Source organism: Pseudodesulfovibrio alkaliphilus (genome assembly GCF_009729555.1).
Classification (GTDB): domain Bacteria; phylum Desulfobacterota; class Desulfovibrionia; order Desulfovibrionales; family Desulfovibrionaceae; genus Pseudodesulfovibrio; species Pseudodesulfovibrio alkaliphilus.
This window is the reverse complement of sequence record NZ_WODC01000001.1, coordinates 406,655-431,899: the sequence shown is the minus strand read 5'-3', so window position 1 is coordinate 431,899 and position 25,245 is coordinate 406,655. Positions and strand designations below refer to the sequence as shown.

General features: G+C 65.3%; 19 protein-coding genes. 14 read left to right on the top strand and 5 right to left on the bottom strand.

What is annotated here, in order from left to right; genetic code table 11:
- Positions 1-171: 171 nt before the first annotated feature.
- From greA to GKC30_RS02115, 4 genes are all read left to right on the top strand, one after another.
- The gene (gene greA, locus GKC30_RS02130; RefSeq protein ID WP_155932028.1) at positions 172-666 is read left to right on the top strand and encodes a transcription elongation factor GreA; all 495 of its coding nucleotides are present in this window, start codon (positions 172-174) and stop codon (positions 664-666) included.
- An 84-nt stretch (positions 667-750) separates the two neighbouring features.
- A complete protein-coding gene (locus GKC30_RS02125) occupies positions 751-1,527 on the top strand; it encodes a hypothetical protein (RefSeq protein WP_231116994.1) in 777 nt (258 codons plus the stop codon).
- Entirely contained in the window at positions 1,524-2,171 is a 648-nt protein-coding gene (locus tag GKC30_RS02120) for an RluA family pseudouridine synthase (protein WP_155932024.1), read from the top strand. The genes GKC30_RS02125 and GKC30_RS02120 overlap by 4 nt, the downstream gene beginning before the upstream one ends.
- Before the next feature lie 446 nt (positions 2,172-2,617).
- The gene (locus GKC30_RS02115) at positions 2,618-4,801 is read left to right on the top strand and encodes a glutamine synthetase III family protein (protein ID WP_155932022.1); all 2,184 of its coding nucleotides are present in this window, start codon (positions 2,618-2,620) and stop codon (positions 4,799-4,801) included.
- An 81-nt stretch (positions 4,802-4,882) separates the two neighbouring features.
- Here GKC30_RS02115 and GKC30_RS02110 read toward each other — a convergent pair whose 3' ends face one another.
- Positions 4,883-5,572, bottom strand: coding sequence for a hypothetical protein (locus GKC30_RS02110; protein WP_231116993.1), 690 nt, complete (start codon positions 5,570-5,572; stop codon positions 4,883-4,885).
- A 334-nt stretch (positions 5,573-5,906) separates the two neighbouring features.
- Positions 5,907-7,049, bottom strand: a complete 1,143-nt coding sequence (icd, locus tag GKC30_RS02105) for an NADP-dependent isocitrate dehydrogenase (protein WP_155932020.1) — start codon at positions 7,047-7,049, stop codon at positions 5,907-5,909.
- Between the two features lie 173 nt (positions 7,050-7,222).
- On the opposite strand from icd, the gene GKC30_RS02100 reads away from it, so the two are divergent.
- The 3 genes from GKC30_RS02100 (at position 7,223) to GKC30_RS02090 (ending at position 10,170) form a co-directional block, all read left to right on the top strand.
- On the top strand, positions 7,223-7,954 hold the full coding sequence (locus tag GKC30_RS02100) for an SIR2 family NAD-dependent protein deacylase (RefSeq protein WP_155932018.1): 732 nt from the start codon (positions 7,223-7,225) through the stop codon (positions 7,952-7,954).
- A 274-nt stretch (positions 7,955-8,228) separates the two neighbouring features.
- On the top strand, positions 8,229-9,572 hold the full coding sequence (locus GKC30_RS02095; protein ID WP_155932016.1) for a TrpB-like pyridoxal phosphate-dependent enzyme: 1,344 nt from the start codon (positions 8,229-8,231) through the stop codon (positions 9,570-9,572).
- A 115-nt stretch (positions 9,573-9,687) separates the two neighbouring features.
- Positions 9,688-10,170: an META domain-containing protein gene (locus GKC30_RS02090; protein WP_155932014.1), complete on the top strand. Its 483-nt coding sequence runs from the start codon at positions 9,688-9,690 to the stop codon at positions 10,168-10,170.
- 98 nt (positions 10,171-10,268) lie between these two features.
- On the opposite strand, the gene GKC30_RS02085 is transcribed toward GKC30_RS02090, so the two are convergent.
- Positions 10,269-11,381 (bottom strand): glycoside hydrolase family 3 protein, encoded by a 1,113-nt coding sequence (locus GKC30_RS02085; RefSeq protein WP_196772782.1) that lies wholly within the window; start codon positions 11,379-11,381, stop codon positions 10,269-10,271.
- 102 nt (positions 11,382-11,483) lie between these two features.
- On the opposite strand from GKC30_RS02085, the gene GKC30_RS02080 reads away from it, so the two are divergent.
- From GKC30_RS02080 to GKC30_RS02070, 3 genes are read left to right on the top strand one after another with little or no spacing between them, the layout of a single operon-like run.
- On the top strand, positions 11,484-12,506 hold the full coding sequence (locus tag GKC30_RS02080; RefSeq protein WP_155932012.1) for a rhomboid family intramembrane serine protease: 1,023 nt from the start codon (positions 11,484-11,486) through the stop codon (positions 12,504-12,506).
- Between the two features lie 58 nt (positions 12,507-12,564).
- Positions 12,565-13,365: a metal ABC transporter ATP-binding protein gene (locus GKC30_RS02075; RefSeq protein ID WP_367613924.1), complete on the top strand. Its 801-nt coding sequence runs from the start codon at positions 12,565-12,567 to the stop codon at positions 13,363-13,365.
- Complete coding sequence (locus GKC30_RS02070; protein WP_155932369.1) at positions 13,365-14,165, top strand: metal ABC transporter permease; 801 nt, start codon at positions 13,365-13,367, stop codon at positions 14,163-14,165. Before GKC30_RS02075 ends, GKC30_RS02070 begins: the two co-directional genes overlap by 1 nt.
- A gap of 42 nt (positions 14,166-14,207) precedes the next feature.
- On the opposite strand, the gene GKC30_RS02065 is transcribed toward GKC30_RS02070, so the two are convergent.
- Positions 14,208-18,146 (bottom strand): class I adenylate cyclase domain-containing protein, encoded by a 3,939-nt coding sequence (locus GKC30_RS02065; RefSeq protein WP_231116992.1) that lies wholly within the window; start codon positions 18,144-18,146, stop codon positions 14,208-14,210.
- 244 nt (positions 18,147-18,390) lie between these two features.
- On the opposite strand from GKC30_RS02065, the gene GKC30_RS02060 reads away from it, so the two are divergent.
- The 4 genes from GKC30_RS02060 to GKC30_RS02045 all read left to right on the top strand — a co-directional run bounded on the left by GKC30_RS02060 (position 18,391) and on the right by GKC30_RS02045 (position 24,473).
- Entirely contained in the window at positions 18,391-20,499 is a 2,109-nt protein-coding gene (locus tag GKC30_RS02060) for an acyl-CoA dehydrogenase family protein (RefSeq protein WP_155932008.1), read from the top strand.
- Between the two features lie 176 nt (positions 20,500-20,675).
- A complete protein-coding gene (locus GKC30_RS02055; protein ID WP_155932006.1) occupies positions 20,676-22,532 on the top strand; it encodes a 4Fe-4S ferredoxin in 1,857 nt (618 codons plus the stop codon).
- 109 nt (positions 22,533-22,641) lie between these two features.
- Entirely contained in the window at positions 22,642-23,448 is an 807-nt protein-coding gene (locus GKC30_RS02050; protein WP_155932004.1) for an electron transfer flavoprotein subunit beta/FixA family protein, read from the top strand.
- Positions 23,449-23,462: 14 nt separating this feature from the next.
- On the top strand, positions 23,463-24,473 hold the full coding sequence (locus GKC30_RS02045; protein ID WP_155932002.1) for an electron transfer flavoprotein subunit alpha: 1,011 nt from the start codon (positions 23,463-23,465) through the stop codon (positions 24,471-24,473).
- Positions 24,474-24,578: 105 nt separating this feature from the next.
- Here the strand turns inward: GKC30_RS02045 and GKC30_RS02040 are convergent, their stop codons facing one another.
- Positions 24,579-25,034, bottom strand: coding sequence for a response regulator (locus tag GKC30_RS02040; RefSeq protein WP_367613923.1), 456 nt, complete (start codon positions 25,032-25,034; stop codon positions 24,579-24,581).
- Positions 25,035-25,245: the final 211 nt, after the last annotated feature.

Below are 25,245 nucleotides of genomic sequence, written 5' to 3'. Positions count from 1 at the left end.
CTGAGGAATGTGGAATTGGCGTCTTCATGGCTTGACCAGTGTGCGTTCATGTTCTATGTATTCAATTGTCACGCACACGAGACGACGAACGCAGGGGCGCGGTCCCTTTCACGAGTAGCCGCGCATCTGCTCTTTTTTTTTACCTTATCATAATCAGGAAGGAAACACGCAATGGACAGAATTCCCATTTCCAAACAAGGCTTTGAAAAGATCAGACAGGAACTCGAAGAGCTTCGGGCGCAGCGGCCCGCCATCATTCAGGCCATCAAGGAGGCCCGCGAGGAGGGCGACTTGAGCGAAAACGCGGGATACGACGCCGCCCGCGAGCGCCAGGGAATGCTTGAGGCCCGCATCACCTACATCAACTCGCGCATGCCGCTTTTCGATGTTCTCGACCTCGACACCCTTGGAGGCGAGCGGGCCATATTCGGGGCCACTGTGGAGATCGAAGACATTGAGACCGAGGAAACCAAGCGGTTCACCCTGCTCGGCCCGGACGACGCTGACCACAAGAACGGCTCCATTTCCGTGCTCTCGCCCATGGGCCGCGCCCTGCTTGGCAAGGAGGCCGGCGACGAGGTCGTGGTGGACGCCCCGCGAGGCCGCATCGAGTACGAGATTCTCTCCGTCCGGTTCCTGGGATCAGCGGGGTTGAACATCAGGTAGATTTTGCACTTGGTTCCCATCTGCCTTCGGTGTACAGTGGCCCCATCGCACACAGCGGTGGGGTCACTGTACGTTTATATGTTGATGGAACCAATCGAAATATCTGTCGAGGGCGACGGGCGTACCGCCTGCTCCGGGTTTTGCGCCCGGTGCGGGAGGGCCCATTCCCTGCCCGTGGGGCCTGCCCTGGCCCAGGCCAGGGAGTTGCTGCATAGCCTGACCAGCGCCGGGCGGGTGGATATGCACGTCAATGCCGAGGCCGCGGACCCTGCCCTCTCCACCGCATCCCTCTTCGGCGAGGCCCGCGGGCACATGTTCGGTGTCCTCGTCTGCCGCGATCAACAGGGGCGCACCGGAGTTCTCAAGGCGTTCTCGGGTCAGCTCAACGGCGTGTGGCATGTGCCCGGCTGGGTGCCGCCTCTGGTGAATACCGAAGAACTGGCCGCCATGAGCTCCGGGGTGGAGCGGCTGATCAAGCGGCTTGGCCGCGACATGGAGCGTCTGCCCGAGGGCGACCCCGGACGGGCTGTCCTGGCCGCCAAACGGGCGGAGATTTCGCGGGCCCTCATGCTCGACATCCACGCCCTCTATCGCATCCCCAATTTCCGCAACGAGGCGAAACCCCTGCCCGAGATCGTGCTTGGCCAAAGCGGCATCCCCGCGGGCACGGGAGACTGCTGCGCACCCAAGCTGCTGGGCTATGCGGCCCGCCACAACCTGATCCCTCTGGGCGTTGCCGAGTTCTACTTTGGCCGCGAGAACCGCTCGGGCACCCGCAGACACGGCGGGGTCTACACCTCCTGTTCCCAGAAATGCGGCCGCATTCTCGGCCACATGCTCTGCGGGCTCGACCCGGCATGATCCGCATCCCGGAAGGACTCTCCATCCTCCACCGCGATCCGCTTTTCGTGGTGGTGGACAAGCCCGGCGGTCTGCTCTCTGTGCCCGGTCGCGGGCCGGAGAACCAGGATTGCGTGGTCAGCCGCCTCAAGGCTCTGTTCCCGGAGTGTCTCGACCAGCCTTCGGTCCACCGTCTGGATCAGGATACCTCCGGCCTCATCGTCATGGCCCTGACCGTACGGGCTCACCGCGCCCTGTCCGGGCAGTTCATGCAGCGGCTGGTGGGCAAGCGCTATGTGGCCCTGCTGGACGGGGTGGTGGCGCAGGACGCTGGCGTCATCGAACTGGCCTTCCGGCTCGACCCGGCCGACCGGCCCCGCCAGGTCTACGATCCCGAGGGCGGCAAGCCGGGTGTCACCCGCTGGCGGAAGCTCGGCGTCGAGGACGGGCGCACCCGTGTGGAGTTCATGCCTCTGACCGGCCGGACCCATCAACTCCGCCTTCATGCGGCTCACGCCAAGGGCCTCGGGGTTCCCATCGTCGGCGACCGGCTTTATGGCACGGGCACTGGGCCGGGGCAGCTCCGGCTCCACGCTTCGACCCTGCGTTTCCGCCATCCGGCCACACGCCAGCCCATGGAGTTCTCGTCGCCGCCCCCCTTCTGATCCCCCCTGATCCTTCATCCTTCCGGCGCACTCAGGTATGGCAAAGCCGTTTGTGACGTTTTTGGTAAAAATGCAAAGAGATGCCGCGGCATGACCGATCCGTGCCAGTCCTTGGGGACTGGTAGCGGTCTTGCCAGCGGTACGCAGAGGCCGGTTTCTCATTAATGTGATAATATTAAGCATTTATTTCGAAGCGTTGGAAGAAAAGTACGTTTCGTTTCACAAAAATGAAACCTGAAAGCGGCAGGAAGAGCAATTGTGATACATTTTCGTATTATTTTGTCAGAGGCCATGCTGGCTGATTTTGTTTAACTATTTGTTCTTGATGAATTTTCTCTGTTTGGCACGTTCCTTGGTAGAGGGGCGGGCAAGACAGTCGGGGCAGGCTGCCCTTTGGTCCGGCTCTGTCCGGAAACATCTTCCACTTGCCTGATAAGGAGTCATTCATGAGCGGATACCAGACACGTCAGACCGCCATCGCTGCGGTGACCAACTACAAACCCACCAATCAGCCGCTGAACTTCGCCGAGACCTCCCCGGCGCAGATATTCGGGTCCAACGTCTTCAGCGACAAGGTCATGAAGGCGATGCTTCCCAAGGACGTGTACAAGTCCCTGATGAAGACCAAGAAGGCCGGGGAGAAGATGGACCCCGCCATCGCCGGCCCGGTGGCCGCGGCCATGAAGGAATGGGCGCTCTCCAAGGGCGCCACCCACTACACCCATGTCTTCTATCCGCTGACCGGCCTGACCGCCGAGAAGCACGACGGCTTCCTGACCCCGGACGGCGAGGGCGGGGCCATCGCCGAGTTCGATCCCAAGCTGCTCATCCAGGGCGAGCCCGACGCCTCGAGCTTCCCCTCCGGCGGTCTGCGGGCCACCTTCGAGGCCCGTGGGTACACCGCCTGGGATGTGACCAACCCGGCATACATCATCGAGAATCCCAACGGCACCTTCCTGTGCATCCCCACGGCCTTCGTCTCCTGGAAGGGACACGCCCTGGACAAGAAGACCCCGCTGCTGCGCGCCAACCAGGCCATCAACAAGGCCGGACGCCGCTTCCTCTCCCTGTTTGGCAACGACAACGGCGAGATGGTCGTGTCCAATGCCGGGCCCGAGCAGGAATACTTCCTGGTGGACCGCAACTTCTACTTCGCCCGGCCCGACCTGATGGTCTGCGGCCGCACCCTGTTCGGGGCCAAGCCCTCCAAGGGCCAGGAGCTTGACGACCACTACTTCGGCGCCATCCCGCGCCGGGTGCTCTCCTTCATGCTCGAAGTGGAGCGTGAGCTGTACAAGCTGGGTGTGCCGGTCAAGACCCGCCACAACGAGGTGGCCCCCGGCCAGTTCGAGATCGCGCCCATTTACGAGCAGTCCAACCTGGCCACCGACCACAACCAGATTCTCATGACAACGCTGAAGTCCGTATCCAAGCGCTACGGCATGGCCTGTCTGCTGCACGAAAAGCCCTTTGCGGGCATCAACGGTTCAGGCAAGCACCTCAACTTCTCGCTCTCCACCCCCTCGCAGGGCTCGCTGTTCAATCCCGGCGACACCCCGCACGAGAACATGCAGTTTCTGACCATCACTGCGGCCACCATCCGTGCCGTGGAGAAGTACGGCAAACTGCTGCGGGCCGTGGTGGCCACGGCCAGCAATGACCATCGCCTGGGCGCCAACGAGGCCCCCCCGGCCATCATGTCCGTATTCCTCGGCGAGCAGCTGACCGACATCTTCGAGCAGATCGAAAAGGGCAGCCTCAAGGGATGCAAGACCAAGGACTGCCTGACCGTGGGCGTGGACACCCTGCCCCCGCTGCCCATGGACGCGGGCGACCGCAACCGAACCAGCCCCTTCGCTTTCACCGGCAACCGTTTCGAGTTTCGCGCCGTGGGTTCCAACCAATCCATCGCCGGAGCCCAGGTGGCCCTGAACACCATGCTGGCAGAATCCCTCGACTTTGTCTGCGACGAGATCGAGAAGATTACCAAGGGCGACGCCTCCAAGCTCGGTGCTGCCTGCCAGAAGGTCATCCAGGCCATCATGAAGAAGCACGGCCACATCATCTTCAACGGCGACGGCTACTCCGAGGAGTGGCAGAAGGAAGCCAAGCGGCGCGGCCTGCCCAATCTGAAGACCGCCGCCGACTGCCTGCCCTGCATCGGCGATGCCGACGTGGTCGAGATGTTCGGCAAGTACGGCGTCCTTTCCGAGGCCGAGCTGCACTCCCGGGTGGAGATCTACCACGAGCAGTACAACCAGGCCATCAAGACCGAGGCCCTGCTGGTGTGCAAGATCGCCAGGACCATCATTCTGCCCGCGGCCATCCGCTACCAGGGCGAGCTGGCCGCCACCGCCGCCAGCATGAAGGCCGCCGGCATCGAGCCGACCACGGCCATTCTCCAGGACATCACCGCCAAGCTGCGCAAGCTCCAGGCCAACACCGAAGCCCTTGAGAAGTTGATGGGGAAAGCCAGCTTCAAGTCCGTGGAAGAAGAGGCGGTCTACAAGACCAAGAAGATCCTGCCCGCCATGCTCGCCGTGCGCGAGGTGGCCGACGCCCTTGAGTGCGTGGTGGCCGACGACCTGTGGCCCCTGCCCAGCTACCAGGAGATGCTCTTCATCAAGTAGCGCCTCCCAAGCCCCCAAACACGAAAGGCCCGCCGTCATGGCGGGCCTTTTTGTTTGTGCCTGGGGAGATGGGGGGAGAGGTTAGGCGTGGGAGCCCTCTGTGCCCGGAGCGCATTCTGACGGCATCTGAACGCTGGGGAGGCATCTCGACCGCGGAGTCGAGAGTTGCGTTTCGGTTTGCTTTCCGTGCCGGGCCACGCCGTCGGGCCGGAGGTGGCCGGTGTGGACAGACAGCTCCGGCGCGGCGGCCGGGGTAGTTGCTTTGGCGTCCGCTGCCTCGCGGCGCCCCCCCTTTTTGCCGGGCAGAAACGACGAGCGCAGAAAGCTCGGGCGCAGGAAGGCCAGCGGGTTGCGCATGACCGAATCGGGCAGGATGTGGTACCAGCGGTAGCCCAGGGCGGTGAAGTAGGCGCGGGCGCAGTCGCCGTGCCCGGCCTCGCGGGCGGCCAGCAGGGCGGCATCGCGCTGGCAGCGGGAGCGGGCCAGGGGTTCGAGGATGCGCTCGGAATAGCCGAAACGCAGGAGCATGGCCTTGATCCGCTGGTATTCGCGGTAGCGGGACACCCCGTCGGCCATGGCGAAGAGACCCACCACCAGCCAGCCCGCGCCCCATCCGCCCAGGACCACGGCCCGGGCCGGGTTGGTCTGGGCCAGGTGCGTCAGGCCCAGTCCCGCTAGCGCACAGGCGAGCAGGAGCGAGGCCAGCCCGGTCATGTAGGGCCAGGGCGCGGCCCGGATGAAGCGGCCCATATGGCGGAGTCGTGCGGTCATGGTAATGCGTGAAGTTACCGCAGGTTTTCCGGCTGGTCAAACAATCCCGGTCGAAATCGGCCGGAAACCGCGACAGGGCGCGGGTTCGCGGCCCGCCCAAGGCTGTGGAGCCAGCCTTGAGAACAACGAAAAGGCCACCCCCGTCATCTCGGGGGCGGCCCTTGTTCATGATCTGGTCGTTCCAACGAGTAATCCTCTGAAAATCTCAATGCCGGGGCTGTTCAAAAATGGTGAGATGCGAAGCACGAAAAAAGGTCAGGGCCGAAGCGTACTTCAGGTACGCGAGGCCTTGACCTTTTTGAGCAACGAAGCAGATCGTTGTTTTTCAACAGCCCTACAGGTTGGCCAGCAGAATCTCGCCGAACTCCCGGCAGCCCACCTGGGTTGCGCCGGGAATCTGGGCCGCGAGGTCCACTGTCACCCTGCCGTCCTGAAGCGTTTTTTCCATGGCCGCGTGGATGAGGGATGCGGCCTCGGTCCAGCCGATATGCTCCAGGAGCATGGCCCCGGAGAGGATCAGCGAGCCGGGGTTGGCCATGTCCTTGCCCGCGATGGTCGGGGCCGTGCCGTGGGTGGGCTCGAAAAAGGCGAGGGTGTCGCCCATGTTCACGCCAGGGGCCAGCCCCAGGCCCCCCACCTGCGCCGCCAGGGCGTCGGAGATGTAGTCGCCGTTGAGGTTGGTGGTGGCGATGACCGAATACTGCTCGGGGTACATGAGCACGTTCTGGAACATGGCGTCCGCGATGCGGTCCTTGATGACCACGCCGCTGCCGTCCTCGCCCTCGCGCACGACCCTGCCAGCGTATTCCTGCTCGGCCAGCTCGTAGCCCCAGGCGCGGAAGCCGCCCTCGGTGTGCTTCATGATGTTGCCCTTGTGGACCAGCGTGACCGACGGCTTGCCGTGTTCCAGGGCGAAGTCGATGGCGCGCTTGACCAGCCGCTTGGACCCGGCCGGGGTGATGGGCTTGATGCCCACTCCGGCGCTCATGTCCACCTTTGCGCCCAGTTCGTCGGCCAGAAATTCGATGAGTTTCTTGGCCTCGGCGCTGCCGGACTGGTATTCGATGCCCGCGTAGACATCCTCGGTGTTTTCGCGGAACACGGTCATGTCCACGAGATCGGGCCGCTTGACGGGGGACTCGATTCCCTTAAAGTACTTGATGGGGCGGATGCAGGCGTAGAGGTCGAAGACTTGGCGCAGGGTGACATTGAGGCTGCGGAACCCCTTGCCCACCGGAGTCTGGAGCGGGCCTTTCATGGCCAGTTCGGCCCCGGCCAGGGCGTCCATGGTCGCCTTTGGCAGGTGCTCGCCGGTCTCGGCATAGGCGCGCTCGCCGGCCAGCAGCTCGACCCAGTTCAGGGAGTTGGCCGTGCCGTAAACCTTGGCCACGGCGGCGTCGAGTACGGGGCGTCCGGCCTTCCAGACCTCGGGGCCGATGCCGTCACCTTCGATGTAGTAGATGGTCTTTTCAGCCAAAGCGTCCTCCTTCGCGAGATGAAACAGCGGATGTTCGGTTGGGATTGAGTAAAACGGGAAGCGGACTATGACGTTTATTCGGCCGGATTGCAAGCCGCTACCCGGTCTCGCAGACGGTCACAAGAACATGAATACTGTAGATAGTCGTTTTTCAACAGCCGGTAAGGGACGAGATGCAGGCGAACATCGAAATGGTCAAGGCCCTGCTCGATCCGGGCAGGAAAGTGGTGGTGCTTACCGGGGCGGGCGTTTCGGCCGAGAGCGGGGTGCCCACCTTTCGCGGTCAGGACGGGCTGTGGAAGACCCATCGCGCCGAGGATCTGGCCCGGCCAGACGCCTTTGCGGCCCGCCCGGAGCTGGTCTGGGAATTCTACAACTGGCGGCGAACCCTGGTGGCCGGGTGCGAGCCCGGCCCCGCCCATCTGGCCCTGGCGGCCATGGAGCGGCTGATTCCGAATTTTCTTCTGATCACTCAGAACGTGGACGGGCTGCACGGTCAGGCCGGGAGTCGGAAGCTGGTGGAGATGCACGGCAGTCTGTGGCAGGTGCGCTGCACGGTCTGCACCCACGCCCGCGAGGACCGCAGTGCGCTGCCGCCCCTGCCCGAGTGTCCGGTCTGCGGGCATCTGTTGCGGCCTGGCGTGGTCTGGTTCGGGGAGCCGCTGACGCCCGGGGTGTTGCGGTTGGCAGTGGCCCAGCTTCGGGACGTGGATGTCTTTCTCTCGGTGGGCACCTCCGGCCTTGTCCAGCCTGCGGCCTCCTTTCACCAGCTGGCCAGGGATCACGGGGCCGTCACCGTGGAAATCAATGCCGAGCCCACGCCCAGCACCGGGCTGATGGATTTCGCCCTGCACGGACCGGCCGGGGTCATCCTGCCCGAGATGGTTCCCGGAACCGCTTCCTGACCCGGCTTGACTCGGACGGGCCATTGAGCGTACCCAGAAAGCCATGAACACACCCATATCGCATTCCTATTTCTGCGGACGCGGGTGGCGCAACGTCAAGCGGCCCCGGTCCTGAGCCCGCGTCCGGGCGTGCCCGCCGTCTGCCGACGGCGGCCATTCGCCGTGCGCGGTCAAGGGCCTGTGGAGCCGCCGGTTGCCGAACCGGCGGCTTTTTCGTGCCCGGCCGGCGTCATTGCCCGCCCGGGGACCATATGCAACAGTTTGGAGGAGTTTCATGCTCAAAAGGATCTTTCTGCCTCAGGACAGGATGCCCACACAGTGGTACAATCCCATGCCGGATCTGCCCACGCCCCTGGCCCCGCCGCTCAATCCCGAGACCCACAAGCCCATTACCCCGGACATGCTGGCCCCCATCTTCCCGGACTCTCTCATAGCCCAGGAGATGAGCCAGGAGCGGTTCATCGACATTCCCGAGGCGGTGCAGGATATCTACAGGCTCTGGCGGCCCTCGCCCCTGGTCCGGGCAGACAGGCTCGAGAAGGCCATCGGCGCCAAATGCCGCATCTACTACAAGGATGAGTCCGTCTCTCCTGCCGGGTCGCACAAGCCCAATACCTCGGTGCCCCAGGCGTACTACAACAAGATGGAAGGCGTGGAGCGGCTGGCCACCGAGACCGGCGCGGGCCAGTGGGGCACGGCCCTGTCCTTTGCCTGCGCCCAGTACGGGCTTGAGTGCGTGGTCTACATGGTCAAGGTCAGCTATGAGCAGAAACCCTACCGCAAGATGCTCATCAACTCCTACGGGGGCACCATCTTCGCCTCGCCCTCCGAGCAGACGCGCACCGGCCGCGAGATGCTGGCCCGCGATCCGGGCTGCAAGGGCTCGCTTGGGCTGGCCATCTCCGAGGCGGTGGAGGACGCCGCCACCCACGACAACACCAAGTACGCCCTGGGATCGGTCCTCAACCACGTCATCATCCACCAGACCATCACCGGCCTTGAGGTGCAGGCCCAGCTCGACATGATCGGCGAGAAAGCGACCCATCTGGTGGGCTGCGTGGGCGGCGGGTCCAACTTCGGCGGGCTGGTGCTGCCGTTTCTGCCCAAGAAGCTGGCGGGCGACCCGGTCCGCTTCATTCCGGTGGAGCCGCGGGCCTGTCCGACACTGACCCGTGGGGAATACCGCTACGACTACGGCGACATGGCCCGGCTGACTCCATTGGTCAAGATGCACACCCTGGGGCACGACTTCATGCCCGCGCCCATCCATGCTGGCGGCCTACGCTATCACGGCGACGCGCCCATCGTCTGCAATGTGGTGGCCGAGGGCTTGTGCGAGCCCGTGGCCTACTTCCAGACCGAGTGTTTCGAGGCGGCCCGGCTCTTCCTTGAGACCGAGGGGTTTCTGCCCGCGCCCGAGACATCCCACGCCATCAAGGGGGCCATTGAGGCGGCCAAAACGGCCGGGCCCGACGATGTCGTCGTCTTCCTCTACTCAGGCCACGGCCTGCTTGATCTCGCCTCCTACGATGCCTTCAACCATGGGCTGTTGACCAACTTCGAGCTGCCCCAGCGCGATATTGAGGAGGCGCTGAAGCGCTGCCCCGTGGTCGAGTAATCCTCCCGCTGCCCACTCAGGCCCGGCCCGGCGAAGGGGGGCCGGGCCTTTTTCTTGCCAATGGGTTGCGCCGACTGGTACCACTTGGGGGCAGAAATCAACAAGGAGACAGTTCATGCCCAATGCGACGCGTCCAATGCCCCAGCTGGCCGCCCTTGCCCTTGCCCTCGTCCTTGTGCCCGCCCTCATTATGGCCGGAGGATGCGGCTCCAAGGAAGCAGCCCCGGTGGACCCCGAAGCGGTCAGAAGCGCCCTGGTGGGCAAAAAATGGACCGTGGGGTCCCTGTCCGGCCGTTCGGTGGTGGGTAAGGAGCCGCTGACCATCGAGTTTTTCCCTGACGGCAGCGTGAGCGGCGGCGCGGGCTGCGGCACCTTCAGCGGCAGCTACGTCCTTGAGGGGAGCGTACTCCATATTGACGATCTGACCCATGATGGCACGTCCTGTGGCCCGGCCCTGGACGAGCAGGCTTTCTCCTATCTTTCCTTTCTGCGCCGCGTGAGCGGGGTCAGGCTTGCGGGCAGCGATGTGGACCTGACCATGGAGGAGTCCCTGCGCCCCGTCCGGCTTACCACCGGCTCTTCCGGGTGGCTCTGGTAGAGGGCTCCTGCGGGCGTTGCCCATGTCTATCAATGCAAAAAGGCCCCGTGCATCCTGTGATGCGCGGGGCCTTGTGCGTGGCTGGCGTCTTGTCGCGGCTATTCGGGCAGATTCTGTTTGAGCCGCAGTATCCGCTCAAAGGACTCCCTGATCCGTGCCTCGGCGATGATTCCGTCGCGGACCATGGCCGTGATCCGGCCGTGGGCGAGGCGCACCGCGTCCGGGTCGTAGGTCAGGTTGTTGCCGATGAGCAGGATGTCCGCCCCGGCCTCGATGGCCAGCCGGATGGCCGCGTCGCGGCCGTAGCGGTCGGTGATGGCCTTCATGTCCAGGTCGTCTGTGACGACCACGCCGTCGAAGCCGAGCTCCTGGCGCAGCAGGCCGGTGATGACCGGACGCGAGAGGGTGGCCGGATGGTCCTGGTCGAGCCGGGCGTTGAAAATGTGGGCGGTCATGATCATCCGGGCCGCACCCCGGTTGATCAGGATGCGGTAGGGAATGAGCTCGTCGCGGCTCCAGGTGGCGGTAACGTCGGTGACGCCCAGGTGGCTGTCCGTGCCCGCGCTGCCGTGTCCGGGGAAATGCTTGAGGCAGCCGGTCACGCCCTGGCTGGCCAGACCGGCCAGAAAGAGTCCGGCGCATTGGCCGACGCGGGCAGGGTTGGCCGAGAAGCTGCGCCCGAGCCTGCCGATGGCCGGGCTGTCGGGATCGACATCCACATCGGCCACAGGCGCGAAATCGAGGTTGAACCCCGCCCGGCGCAGGGTCCGCCCCACCTCGGCCCCGGCGGCTTCGATGGCCGCGTCGTCCAGGGTTCCCAGCTCCCTGGCCGAGGGCGATCCGGCAAAACCGCGCCCTGGCTTGAGCCGCTGCACCCGCCCGCCCTCCTGGTCCACGGCCACGAGCAGGGGGATCGCTGCGTACCCGGCCAGATCGGCCGTGAGCCGGGCCACCTGGGCCGGGGAGTCGATGTTCCGGTCCGGGCTGTTCATGGCCACGTCATAGTCGAAGAGGATGACTCCGCCCAGGTGGCGCTCGCGGATGTCGCGGACGATGGGGCTGTCCGGGGTCACGGCGAAGCCCCGGAACCCGGCCATGAGCATCTGGCCGACCATGATGTCGAGGTCGTCATCGGCGCTCGCTGGCAGGGGGGCGAGCAGGGACACGACAAGGATCAGGGCGAGGACTGGGGCGAAGGCGTTGGGGCGCATGGTGGTCTCCGGTTGCGGTTTTCCGGTTCATAGACCGCCCGGCCATGGGACGCAAGGGCGCACGCGCATTGACCCGGCCGGGATTTGCCTTACTATGCCGACATGCACAGCCACGAGATACCCCGAGGCTTTCTGGGCCGGGCCGTCAGGCCGTCTTGGACCGAACTGGCCCCCCTGGTTCTGGACGGGGAAGCGGTTGCCCTGGATCACGCCACGGCCCGGCAATGGTCCCTGGTCCTCTCCTCGCGCCACATTCCCCATCGTCAGCGGCGACTGCGGCCCGATCAGGGGCAGGGGTATTCGATCCAGGTGCAGGCGTGGTTCGCCGAGCGGGCGGCCGCCGAAATCCGCCTGTATCTTGAGGAAAACGCGCCGGGTCGGCATCCGGCATCACTGCCCGATCTGCGGCCTGTGAGCGGCCCGGAGCCCACCTTGGCGGCCATGGCCCTGCTGGTGCTCTTTTTCTGGGCATACAACCGCGCCTATCCGGGGCTTGGGGTCTACCCGGCCCTGTGGCTCGAACTGGGCAGCGCCGATGCCGGGCGCATCCTTTCGGGCCAGTGGTGGCGGCTCTTTACGGCCCTGACCCTGCACGGGGACGGAGCCCATGTGCTGGGCAACGCCGTCATCGGCGGGGTCTTTGTCTGGCTTGCCTCGCGGCGTCTGGGGGCCGGGCTTGCCTGGCTGTTGACCATGCTCTCGGGCGGCCTGGGCAATATGATAAACTCCATGGTCCTGTCCGCGCCGCACAACGCTATCGGTTTTTCCACAGCCACCTTCGGCGCTGCCGGGGTGCTGGCGGCCATCGCTCCCTTCGCCGTTGGGGGGGGGCTGCATGGTCTGGGCCTGAACGGCGAACCCCTGGCTCGCCGTGCAGCCCGTCTCCTGCGATCGGCCCTGGTGCCGGTGGCAGCCGGGCTGGGATTGCTGGCCATGCTTGGTACCGGGGAGAACACCGATCTGGGCGCACATCTGTTCGGTTTTGCGGCCGGCCTGCTTCTTGGCGGGCTGGCCGGAGTGGGCGCCAGCCGTACCGGCCTGCCCTCCCCCCTGGCGGACGGAGCCCTCTATGCTGCGGCCCTGGCTCTTCCTGCCGGGGCCTGGGCATATGCCTGGTTGGCATGAGGCAGGGGCCGTGCTAGCCTGGAGTCGTTGACGGGTCATGAACCATCGGGAGTATTTTGTGGCTGAAAATGTTATAGAAATTGATGGGCTGACCCTGCGCTTCGGCTCCGTTCCGGTGCTGGAGTATGTTTCGCTCACCGTGGAACGCGGCGATTTCTTGGCCGTGCTTGGCCCCAACGGGGGCGGAAAATCCACGCTGCTCAAGGTCATGCTTGGCCTGCTCAAGCCCGACAGCGGCACGGTGCGCGTCCTGGGCGTTCCCGCGGGGGAAGCGGGCGGAAGCATCGGGTATCTGCCGCAACATACGCATGTTTCCGGCTCTTTTCCCATCACCGTGCTCGACGCGGTGCGTATGGGCACGGTCAGCACCGGCCTTAAGCGCATCGCCGGATTCGGCGGCGGACAGGACGAGGCCCGGCAGTCCCGCCGCGCCCTGGAGCGTGTGGACATGCTCGACCACGCGCACCGCGCCCTGGCCGACCTCTCGGGAGGGCAGAAGCAGCGGGTGTTCATCGCCCGCGCCGTGGTGGACGATCCCGAACTGCTCCTGCTGGACGAGCCCACGGCCAGCGTGGATTCCAGGAGTCGCAACTCCCTTTTCCGGCTCCTTGCCGAGTTGAATCGCGACATGACCGTGGTCATGGTCAGCCACGACATCTCGTCCCTGGCCTCGGGGGTCAAGTCCGTGGCCTGCGTCAACCGCAGCCTGCATTTTCACAAGGCTCCCGAGCTGACCGGCGAGATGTTCAGGATGGGGTACGGCGGCGAGGGCGAGCTGTGCTGCCCTGTGGAGCTGGTGACCCACGGCGATGTGCCTCACCGGGTGCTGGGCCGTCACCGCGAGGGGGACGAGTCGTGATGGAAATGCTCCACTTCGAGTTCATGCGCAACGCGCTGTTGGCCGGGCTGCTGGCCAGCCTCATCTGCGGCATCATCGGCACCCTGGTGGTGGTCAACCGCATCGTCTTCATCTCCGGCGGAATCGCCCACGCCTCCTACGGCGGGGTGGGGCTGGCCTTTTTCCTGGGCCTGCCCGTGCTGCCCGTGACCACGGGCTTTACCCTATGCGCGGCACTGGTCATGGCTCTTGTCACCCTGCGCGTCCGGGAGCGGGCCGACACGGTCATCGGTGTCATCTGGGCCGCTGGCATGGCCCTTGGCATCATCCTGCTCGACCTCTCCCCCGGTTACAACGTGGACCTCATGAGCTACCTCTTTGGCTCCATCCTGGCCGTTCCGCGTTCCGACCTCTGGGTGATGGCCGGTCTGGCCTGTCTTGTGGCCGGCCTGGTCCTCGCCTTTTATCGCGGCTTCCTGGCCATGAGCTTTGACGAGGAGTTCGCCCGGGCCCGTGGTGTGCCTGTGGATGCCCTCTATTGCCTGCTCATTTCCATGGTGGCCTTAAGCGTGGTCATGGTCATCCGGGTGGTGGGGTTGATCCTGGTCATCGCGCTGCTGACCATCCCCCCTTTCATCGCCGAGCGCCGCACCCGTTCCCTGGGGGCCATGATGGTCCTTTCGGCCTTGCTCAGCGGGCTTTTCACGGTTGTCGGGCTGGCGGTCTCGTATCAGGCGGACATCACCTCGGGCGCGTCCATCATCGCCGTGGCCTCGGCCGGTTTTTTCCTCTCTCTGCTCTTGCCGCGCAAGGCGTCGTGACCCTGCCCGCCCGCGGGCAGGGGCCCTGGGTGCTCGACTCCGTCAGATCAGATTGATCCGCTTGCACTGCGACCCCTTGGGCAGGAACTGGGCCATCCGAGGAATGTCCGTGACCGGCTGGTTCAGAGCCTCGGCCAGGAACTGGGATGGCTGGCGCTCCAGGATCGGACCGGGGTGGTGGAAGGTGCGGCAGAACATCTCGCCCCAGTTGGTGGAATAGATCACCGAGACCTGCTCGATGCGCTTTTGATCCGGCGCGGCCGTGAGGTTGAAGATGAAGAAGGCGCGGTTGACGCGCTCGGGAGTCAGCCCTTCGTTGATGTCGGGCTCAAAGGTCTGCGCATAGGGGAAGAATTCGTGCATTGCGGGCATGAGCTTCTGAAGGTCGGCCAGGGAGAGGGGAGCCATGGTCCTGTCTCCCTGGAGCAGGGTTCGCGGGGTATGGAGCCGGTTGGCCAGCAGCCAGGCGAGCATGTGCGCCGGATCGTCGCCCGTGTGCAGGATATGGAGGGCGGAGGAGGGCTTTTTGGCCTCGGCCCTTGAGCCGCCCCGCGTGATCCACACGGTTTTTTTGCCCGGAGCCTTCCTGGCCGAGAAGTGGAGCAGGGCGAAGGCTCCGCCCTGAGCATCCATGAAGGGGACTCGCATGACCTTGTGCGGCTTGGGCGAGAAATTGGCCGCGATGCGCCGCCCCATGCGGGTCAGGTCTTCCGGGTTGATACGCACGTCCCGTCGGGCGCCCTCCGAGAGGCTCGCCTGGATGCGCTGGTAGGTGGAGACCATGTAGTCGCGCACGGCGTCGCCCATCTTCAGGGATTTGCCGAAGGTCCAGGAGGCTTCAGACTGGCAGCGGCGTTCGGGTTCGGAGCACTCCCGGCCGAAGAGGGTGGCCACGAGGCTTGCGTCCTCCATCCGGGCCGGGGCGCCCAGGAAGAATTCCATGTCGCGCAGGCTTGCCTTGAGCCGGAAGGATTCGGTGAGCAGGCTCGCGGCCTTGGTGTCGCCGCGATCCGTGTAGTAGGTGCGCAGGGTGCTGAAGAGCCCGGCGTAGGGATCGGTGCGTCGTATCCCCCGGCGGTTCATGAACAGGTTGCGCTTGATGCGGTCGCACAGGGGCAGGTGCGATGCGGCCGGGTCGGCGTAGGTCTCAAGCAGCCCGAGCTTGAGAACCGATTTGAAGGGGGAGTGGATCGCCTTGACCATCTGCCACAGCGATCCGCCGAAATATTCGTCCGGCGGCACGGGCGCAAGGTGGCCGAAGTCCTCGAGCCTCGGGCGGCCCATGGCCGGATAGCGTTGCGCAGCCCGCACACAGGCATCGTGGGTGGAGATGTCGGCCCCGGCCGGTGTCACCCACCATGCCAGGTGCTTGCCCGCGATGCGTACCGCCGTGCGGTAGAACTCCTCCTTGAGCAGCAGCGCCTGGGCCGAGCCCGAGCTTTCCTCGTCGCCCGACGAGAACCTGTTGTCGCGCACGTCGTCCATGCGCATGGGGAAGAAGTGCGCCTCAAGCCCGAACTCGCTCTCTGCCCACAGGCCCAGGGCGTCGAGTTTGCGGCGCAGTCCGGCCTCGATTCCGGGGTCCGCCTCTCCGTCATAACAGACCCAGCAGTCGATGTCGGATTGCGCGGTCTGGGCAACGGTGCCGAAGCTGCCCATGGCGTACACGGCAAGGATGCGCAGCCGCGCCCTGGTCCCCGAAGGGGTTGTGCCAGGGAAGAACTGACGGCACAGTTCGATGGCGGTCAGTGTGGGGGAGTAGCCCCAGATCTCGCAGGCGGGCACATTGTCGAGCCCGAAACGGGTCTCGAACAGGTCGGTTGCCAGCAGATGGGGGAGCATGTGCAGATAGGCCCGCTTTTCCGGGGCGAGACGGCCCACGGCCCGGGCCAACCGCTTGCGGTTGGCCATCTGGATGCTCCGTTCGCGCCGCATGAAGGTCAATTCTCTGGACCAGTCGTGCGAGATCGCTACGGCATTGTCCGGCTGGCTGTCCTCCCCGGCGTCGGTCGCGTTTTCAAGGTTCTGCGAAGCGAATCTGTCGGCTGCCTTGGGCAGCCGGTCGAGCCGGTTGCCCAGGAACAGGGAGTGGGGGATGTCCGATGCCTGGACCCGGCAGCCTGTCACGGTGGTGCCGGGCATGGTCGCGGAGTGCAGGGCGCATCCGTCAAGGTTCGCGGCTGTGATGACGCAGTTCGAGAACTCCAGTCCGGCCATGGCGCAGTCCGTAAATGACGCGGCTGTGAAGTCAGTGTCCTCGAATCGGCACGAACGGGCGCGTACCCCGTGCAGGGTGGAGCCGGCCAGGGCCGAGGCCGTGAACACGGTCCTGGTGAGGCGCATGTCCAGGAGCGCGGCCCCGCCGAATGCGCTGGTTTGAAACCGGCAGCCGGTGAAGGTGCAGCCCGAGATGGCTGCCCCCGTGAAATCGCAGTCCGTGAAGGTGCATTTTGTGAAGGCGGCGTCCGTTATGTCCGCGCCGGAAAAATCCGTGGCCGTGAAAGCGCATCCGGTGGCCGAGCAGCCTGAAAATACGCTGCCAGTCAACCGGGAACCGGCCACCTTGACCCGCAGAAAGGTGACGGATGTGAAGGTGGAGTCCGAGAGGTCCAGCCCGGTCAGTTCCCTGCCGTCCAGTTCCCGGCCTTGGACCCGGGAGCGGGCCAGATCCATGTCGCGGATGTTGCGCTGATCGGTCAGCATCGTGTCCAGGGTCTTTCGTCTGGGGCCGAGGAGCCGGGCCAGAAGACCCTGTTTGGGGCAAGTGGCGGGCTTGGTCTCATCGGGCTGTGTTTCTGCAGGCTGGGAAGGGTGCGAAGGACTGGCGGCTCGTCTGATGGCGCCCCCCCGCCCGGCGCTCTCCACGAAATCCGGGGCCACGGCCCTGAGCGCGGTAAGACCGTCGGCCCCGGCCCCGGCCCGCTGGTCTGCGGGCAGGGCGGCGATGTAGGCAGCGAAAGTGGTGTCGCCCAGCAGGGGCACACGGCTGTCGGCCACCCGGCGTAGGGACGGTTTCTTTTGGCGGATGGTGGCCATGAGCCGCCCTGTGGCCGGATTGTCCTGGGCGATGATGCCGTCCAGGCAGGCCCCGGCCAGGGAAACGTCGCAGCGGGTGCGGCTGCAGGACGCGAGCGTCTTGAGGAACATGTCGAGCGCGGCGCGGTTGTCCGCCTCGGTCAGGGCGGCCACGGTGCGGAGGGCAGTGGGCGTGGGCCTTGTGAGCCCGGCGGCCATGGCGCGGATCAGGCTGGCGGCCAGTTCCGGCGAATCCAGGGCAGCCATGGCAAGGCACAGACGGTCGAGGTCCGTACCCTCCGCTCCTGAGGTCAGCCGGGACTCGAGCCATTGCTCGAATCCGCGGTCAGCCAGCGCCTGACGCACCGGGAAGGCCAGGATTTCGCCCTCGCGGGCCAAGTCGGCCAGGAACGGCATCAGCCCGTCCGGCTCGGTCTCGACAAGGGGGCGGACCAGCCCCTCGAGCCAGGAGAAGAGCGGCTTGTCCGGTATGGTCCGCATGTCGCACAGCATCTCGTGAGCCAGGGCCAGCCGGGAGTAAGTCGGCAGCTGTGCGACCACTGCGGCCATTTCGTGCAGGGACACGGTCATGCCTGTGATTACCCGACCTGCCAAGAGCCTGCCGAAGCGGCCTGCAGCCAGCATGCCGGACAGGCAGGCGCGAAGAGTGGCCCCGTCGCTCGACGAACGGGCGATGCGGAAGAGGTTGAGGGCCGCGTCGGCCATCGGGCCTGCCTGGGAGGTTTTGTCCGGCCCCAGTTTAGCGACCGTAGCGGCAAATTCGGCGGCGATCCCGGCCAGATCCGGCGTGTCAGCGGGCAAGGGGGCGGCGCGGCAGAGCCGGATGGCGTCGGCGAGGCTGGCTATGTTCGCTAGGTGCTGGTTCATGGCGTTGGAGCCGGTACGGGCATAGCCACTGTGCCGCCAACAGGTGCGGAAGTCAAAGGAGTCGCGGCTTGCGGGCATTATAATCGACAGTCTTCCAGGCGGGCCCACTCCCGGCCGACTGCGGCTCCGGGCAATCTGGAGCACGCCCTGCGGGGGATGGACCGGCGAGGCGGGAAAGTCCGGGAATCAAGGCAGGATGCGGGGTAAACGGGTGTTTGAGAGCCAAAAACACTTTGACTCATGGTGGAACTTCCCCTATCGTGCCCAACTACTATTATATAGTCCAGAATTCCGGCACAAAATCAAACTCAGGAAAGGTTCAATGTATACACTGCGTACGCTCCCGGGAGACGACGTCCGCCAGATCATGTGGCGTTTCTCCGACCGTTTCGATCTTCAGATGTCCGTCCAGTCCGCCCGGGCCATCGCCCGGAGCGTGGTGGCCAGGCTGGTGGCGGACGGCGCCAGAAACACCCACGAGTGGACCGACCAGAAGAACGAGCTGCTCACCGCCTTCGACCAGTCGGGGCTGACCGCGCTGTTCATGGACCCCCATCAGGGCGGCTTCATCGAAGGGCCGAAGAATCTGGCCCTGTCACTGGTCGCCTTCGAGTTGTCCTGGGTGGACGCGGGCGCGGCCACCTGCTCCCTGGCCTCCAACCTGGCCCTGGCCCCCATCCACGAGAAGGGCACGCCAGAGCAGCGCGATTTCTACATGGCCAAATGTGTGCCGCCGCAGCCGGGCGAGGACCGCGAGATCTGGCGCGGGGCGTTTGCCCTGACCGAACCGCTGCCTTATGTGGGCGTTGACACCGGGGTACTCTGCGGCAAAGCCACCGTGGCCGAGTGGCGGGACGGCCAGGAGCCGGTCCTCCAGATCGACAAGCGGGGCCGGTTCATCACCAACATGGACTTCGCCAATTTCGTCACCGCGGCCGTTGAGTCGGCCGACGAGCGCATCAAGGGCTCGTTCATGGTCATTCTCGAGGACTCGGACGAAGGGCTCTTCGACCGGGGTGCGCCCACCCTCAAGATGGTCCACCAGCTTTCCTCCACCCGCGATCCCGTGCTCAACCTCAAGGTTCCGGCCAGCCGCATCATCGGCGGCTACGACGTGGTGGACGGCGTCATCGTGCCCAAATACAACCACTCCGAGATCATCGGCGCAGTCTTTCACCGCACCCGCATCCCGGTGGGCCTGATGTCCTCGGCCAAGCTGCTCTCGGCCGTGGAGCCGGTCATCCGCTACCACCGCAACCGTTTTCGGGGCGGCGATTCCTGCAAGGAAGGCTCGCCCCGTTTCGACAAGGGCATCCAGATCAACGAGGACGCCCTGCAACGGCTCATTGATGTATGGGCCTCGGGCGAGGCGGGGTGTTCCCTGGCCTTTGCGGCTTCCAGGCTGGCCGATGCCTTTGATCCCATTGAAAAGGCCAAGGAGGCCCATTTCGAGGCCCAGGGCGTGACCAGCCCGCGCAAGCAGATGGCCGTCCTGCGTACCATGCACGATCAGGTCAAAGAGTTCATCGACCTCGAATACGCCCCGGCCGCCGAGCGCGATCAGGCCCGTCTCGACGCCCTCAGGGCGGACACCCTGGTCCAGTACGCCTATATGGAGGCCCTGGCCGGGGTGCTCAATCCCGGAGTCAAGCTCTGGAACACCGGAGTCGGCGCCACCATGATGCGCGAGGCCGTGGCCATGGTCGGCGGCTACGGGATCACCGAGGATTGCCCCGGTTTCCTGATGCAGAAATGGGCCGACACCCAGCTTGAGGCCACCTACGAAGGCCCCGAGGCCGTGCAGCGGCGTCATCTGACCATGACCATGACCAGCGAGGTCTTCCAGGCGACCATGAGCGCCTGGGTGCGCCAGATGCAGCGGGCGGGTCGCGACGTTCCCGGCCTGGGCGGCTTTGTCCTGGCTTCGGCCATGGAGCTTTGGCAGTGGACCCTGAATCATCTGCAAAACGCCACCGACGATGACGGCCGCAAGCTTTTCCACAGCAAGCGCCAAGGCGTGACCTTCCCCATGGCCGACGCCCTGGGTTGGCTGCTTGGCCCCTACTTCCTGGCCTGCGACGTCATGGAACTCATTGAGAAGGGACCCATGAGCCCCACCTTGGCCGACGGTATTGACGATCTGACCGGATTCTATAAAGATCTTTGCCATGTCCAGGCCGCCCGTGCCGCTGGCGAGGTGGCCCGCATCTGCACCGAGCTGGTCTACGGCTTCAACGAATGCAAGTGCAACGCCCCGGACAGTCTGCCCGGCGACCACGGCGACTGCTGCCGCGACGAACTGCCCGGATTCCGCGCCCTCAAGGCCAGGATCGACATGTGCATGGCCGGGTCGCGCAAGGCCAGGGATCGGGCGGGCAACGCCCTCACCGAGGTCATGATTCCCGAGGCGCTGGATTATCCCATAGGGTAACGACAATGCGGGAGGGTAGCGTAACACAGCGCTTCCCTCCCGTTCTTTTCTTGATCAATGTGACCAGAACCGAAACGCCGCAGCGCATACCATATAGCCTTTGAGGGTCCGGGGAACCTTTGCCAACAGGTTTCCTGGCCGCCGGAGGCAACACCGGAGTCACCATCGGAGGCACCATGAGCGATTCCCCGGACACCCCTGAGATTCCCCGCGCCGAGATGGAGGCGGACATCGTCTGCGTGGGCTTCGGCCCGGCCGCGGGCGGGTTCCTGACCACCCTGACGCGTGGGTTGATGAACGAGGACGGCACCCCGGCCGTGGAGAGCGCGGCCATGCCCGGCATGCCACCGCAGGTCATCTGCTACGAACGCGCCGACGACATCGGGTTCGGCGTGTCCGGTGTGGTCACCAAGGGGCGCGCCATCAGGGCATCGTTTCCCGATATTGACCTGACCCAGATTCCCATGGCCCACGAGGTCGTGGAGGAGAAAGTGGTCTATCTGGGCGATCCCGTGGGTGCCAGCCGCAGGCCGACGGCCTTCCGGCTGGCGGACAAGGCCCTGTCCCGCTGGATGGAGGACGAGGCCTTCGAGTTGCCATATGTGCCGCCGTTTCTTAAGAAGCATCCGGGCATGATTTTTTCCATAGGCCAATTCAACCAGTGGGTCGGGGCGAACCTGATGGGCACGGGCCTGGCCCAGATCTGGCCGGGCAGCCCGGTGGCCGCACCCCTTGTGGAGGGCCGGGCGGTCCGGGGCGTACGCATGGTCGATCAGGGCGTGGGCAAGGACGGCGCACTCACCCCCGGCTCCATGCCCGGCATGGACATGAAGGCCGCCCTGACCGTGGTGGCCGACGGCCCTGTGGGGCCGGTAGGTCGCCACCTGGACCGCGAGCTGGGCCTGCCGGAAGGCAATCATCAGCGCGAATGGGCCATCGGCATGAAGTGCGTGGTGGACCTGCCCGAGGGGTGCGACTGGCAGCCCGGCACCGTGCTGCACACCATCGGCTACCCCGAGCCGGAAATATTCGGCTTCCTCTATGTCTATCCGGGCAATGTGGCCTCGTTGGGCATCTTCGTTCCTTCCTGGTTCGACAATCCGGTCCGCACCGCCTACCGCTACATGCAGCACTGGATGCTCCACCCCTATTTGTGGAAGCGGCTTCAGGGTGGCGCTTTGCGTTCCTGGGGCGCAAAATCGTTGCAGGAGTCGGGGCGGCGCGGCGAACCTGTCCTTTGCGGCGACGGGTTTGCGCGTATCGGCGAGGGCTCCGGCTCCACCAACGTGCTCACCGGCTCGGGCGTGGACGAGGCATGGGCCACGGGCGTCATGCTCGGCGAGGCCGTGCTGGAGCTGATGAAGGCGGGCAAGCCTTTCACTCGGGAGAATCTCGAAGCCAGCTATGTCTCCAGACGCCGCGCCTCCTGGGTCGAGGCCGAGGCCAGGGTGGCCGAAAAATCGCGTGACGGGTTTGTCTCGTCCGTGGTCAAAGGATTCATCGGCATGGGACTCAGCGGCCTTACCGGCGGATTGCTGAACATGCCCGGCGCTCCGCGCAAGCCCCAGGACCGCATCCCGACCATCGAGGATTACTACGAGGGCTACATCGCCCATGGCGAGATAGGCGAGATCAGGGCCGAGTGCGCCCGCCAGGGCAAGTCGCTGCACGATGCCCTCATGGACCGCGTGGGCTGGCCGCAGATACCCCTGGACGGCACCCTGCTCGTCTCTCATCAGGATGCGCTGCTCCTGGGCGGCAAGGTCCAGGCCGCGCCCGGCTACGCCGACCATGTCCGCTTTGCCGATCCCTACACCTGCGAGGCGTGCCGCGAGCGGGTCTGTATCGAGGCGTGCTCGGGACAGGCCATTTCCGTCAATCCCGAGGGGGGCGTCCCGCTTTTTGACCGCGAGAAATGTGTCCATTGCGGAGCATGTATCTGGAATTGCAGCAAGTCTGACCCCAAGGACAAGGAGCGTACCAACGTCCGCTTCCTGGCCGGTTCGGGCGGGCTGCATTCCGTGGAGAATTAGGCTATACGCACGGGGTGCGCCAATGCACACCGCTTTTGAACCATTTCGGATGGTCCTGTCGTGCAGCCTGGCTGTGACCGGGTTGTGGAATCATTCCAAGGAGTAACTGATGAGCGAATTGCATATCGTGGTCTGCGGAAGCATCGTGCCCGACCCGCTTCAGACACTGGCCCCGACCGAGGGCCCTTCCGGCTGGGCGCTCAAGAACGAGATGATGCTTCCAGCCGTGCTTGATCCCTGGGCCGGGCATGCCCTTTTTGAGGCTGCAGCCCTGGCCAAGGCCAACCCCGGCAGTCGCGTCTGGCTGGTGAGCCTGGCGCCCAAGGCCAAGTTGCAGCAGGTGATGATGTCCGTGAGTCAGAAGGCTCCCTTTGAACTGGTGGTGGCCGACGGCCCGGCCTCGGGCTTCACCGACAGCTTCGAGACCGCCAGGGTGCTGGCCGAATCCATCAAGGGCATCGCCGGACTGGACACCGGCAAGCTGCTGCTTTTCGGCGGCTGGCAGTCCGCCTCGCGGGGGTCCGGCGCTGTCATGCAGATGGTGGGCGAGATCCTCGGCGTCACCGAGCAGTTTCAGGGTGTGGACAAGCTTGCGGTGCGCGACGACGGGTCCATGGAGGTCAAGGAACGCATCGAAGGCGGCGCGTATCAGATCTCGGTGGTATCCGGCGCTCCGGCGGTGTTCGGTTGGGCCACGGGCGAGCTGCCCGAGCCGCCCAACAATCCGCAGACAGGTATGCAAAACATGCAAAAGAACATGCCCGCCCTGATGCAGGCCAAGCCCGCCGATCTTTCCGGCTCAGGGCTGAGGCTCTCGGAAGTGGCTGTGCCCCAGCAGCGCCGCGAGACCCGTGTGGTCAAGGACGTGCCGGTGGACGACATGGCCCGCGAAATCGTCGAATGGCTCAAGGCATAGGGGGAGTATCCGATATGAATACCGTTCTTTTTCTTGCACACACCGAATGCGACGGCACTCTGCACAAGTCCGCCCTTGAGGCGCTCACGGCTGCCACGGCGCTGGCCGGGGGGCTTGGGCACACGTTGGTCGTGGGCATCATCGGCGCGGAGGTGACTGCCGCGGCAGACTCCGTGGCGCAATGCGGCGCCAGGATATACGGCGTGTCTGGCCCCGCCTTTGCTGACGGGCGTTACGCCTCTGATCTGGCCGCTGCCGAGGCCGTGGCCAAGGCATGCGATGCGCAAATCGTCGTGGCTCCGGCCACCTCGCGCTTCAGCCGCGCCCTGCCCGGACTGGCCGTGCGCCTGGGCGGCCGGGTGGACACGCATCTCTCGGGGCTCGAAGCGGCAGACGGACAGCCCGTGGCCCGGCGCTGGTTCTACCGTCAGCGCATGGAGGGCACCCTGACCCGCAGCGAGCGGCCCTGGGTGCTGACCCTCGATTCCGGCTGCGCCGAGCCCTTCTCCGGCGCGGGCAAGGCCGAGGTGGAGGCGCTGGCCGTGGATGTGGCGACACGTACCACCGTGTCCGGCCTGGAATGCCCTTCGGCCGACCAGCAGACCATCCGGCCCGATGCCAGGGTGCTCCTGGTGGCCGGGGCGGGCTGGACCAAGAAGCAAGCCGACGGCGCGGTCCATGTGGATGCCGCCGAGGAGACCATTCTGACCTTTCTGAACGCCACCAAGAGTTCCCTCGGCTCTTCCAAGTCCCTGGTGGACATCTCTGGCGAGGGGCATGCGGTGATTTCGTTCCTGACGCACATGCACCAGGTGGGGCAGACCGGCTCTTCGCCCCGCCACGCCAAGGGGCTGGCCACCTGCTGCCATGGCGAGGAGCCGCATGTGGTCGGCTGGCGGTTCATCGGCGAGCGCCGGGCCATCAACACCGATGCCGGGTGCGGCTGGGCCCAGGGCAAATGCGACGTACTCTATGTGGGCGACGCCTTTGCCGTCATGAAAAAGGTCAACGAACTCCTCGGCTGATTGGTCGGGAGACTCGGAAATGCAGGGCCGCTCCGGTGACGGGGCGGCCCTTTTTGCGTGGCCCGTGCGAGGTTGCCGCAGGGACTGGCGGTCAGGGATGGGCGCTCAGAGGCGGGTGTGGCGGGCCACACAGCCGAGCAGGGTTTCCTTGCGCACGGGTTTTGCCAGGAAGTCCGTGCAGCCGGCGTCCAGGCACCGGGTCTGGTGCTCGGGAAAGGCATCGGCCGTAACGGCCACAATGGGGGTGGGCGCAATGCCCCTTTCGGTCTCCATGGCGCGGATGCGGCGGGTGGCCTCGTAGCCGTCCATGTCGGGCATTCGGATGTCCATGAGGATCAGGGCGTAGCATCCCGAGGCAAATCGGGCCACGGCCTCGTGTCCGTCTGCGGCAAAATCGAGCCGCCAGGGTGTTCCCCGGAAGTAGAGGGCGATGAGGGCGCGGTTGGTGTCCGAGTCGTCGGCCACCAGGATGACGCCAGTATCCTGGCCGGAAGGCGTTCCGGCTTCGCTTTCGGTGTCCATGGCCGTTTCGCTTTGCCTGGGGTTTTCTGATGCTTTCACGTTAGCAAAGCCTCCGCTTGTGCGCCACCACTAATGCTGCGGGTGCGCAAATGGGGCAACGGCCCGGCGGGCGCGACACCGGGAGGGGCGGAAACGGGCCGTCCGGGGCCATCAGGGAATCAGGGGAAAAAGCGTTGTGGCTCGTGCTTTCGGAAACCTCATACCGTCGCCTACGGGCCGTCGCGCAAGGTTCCGCGTGTTTGTTGCTGAG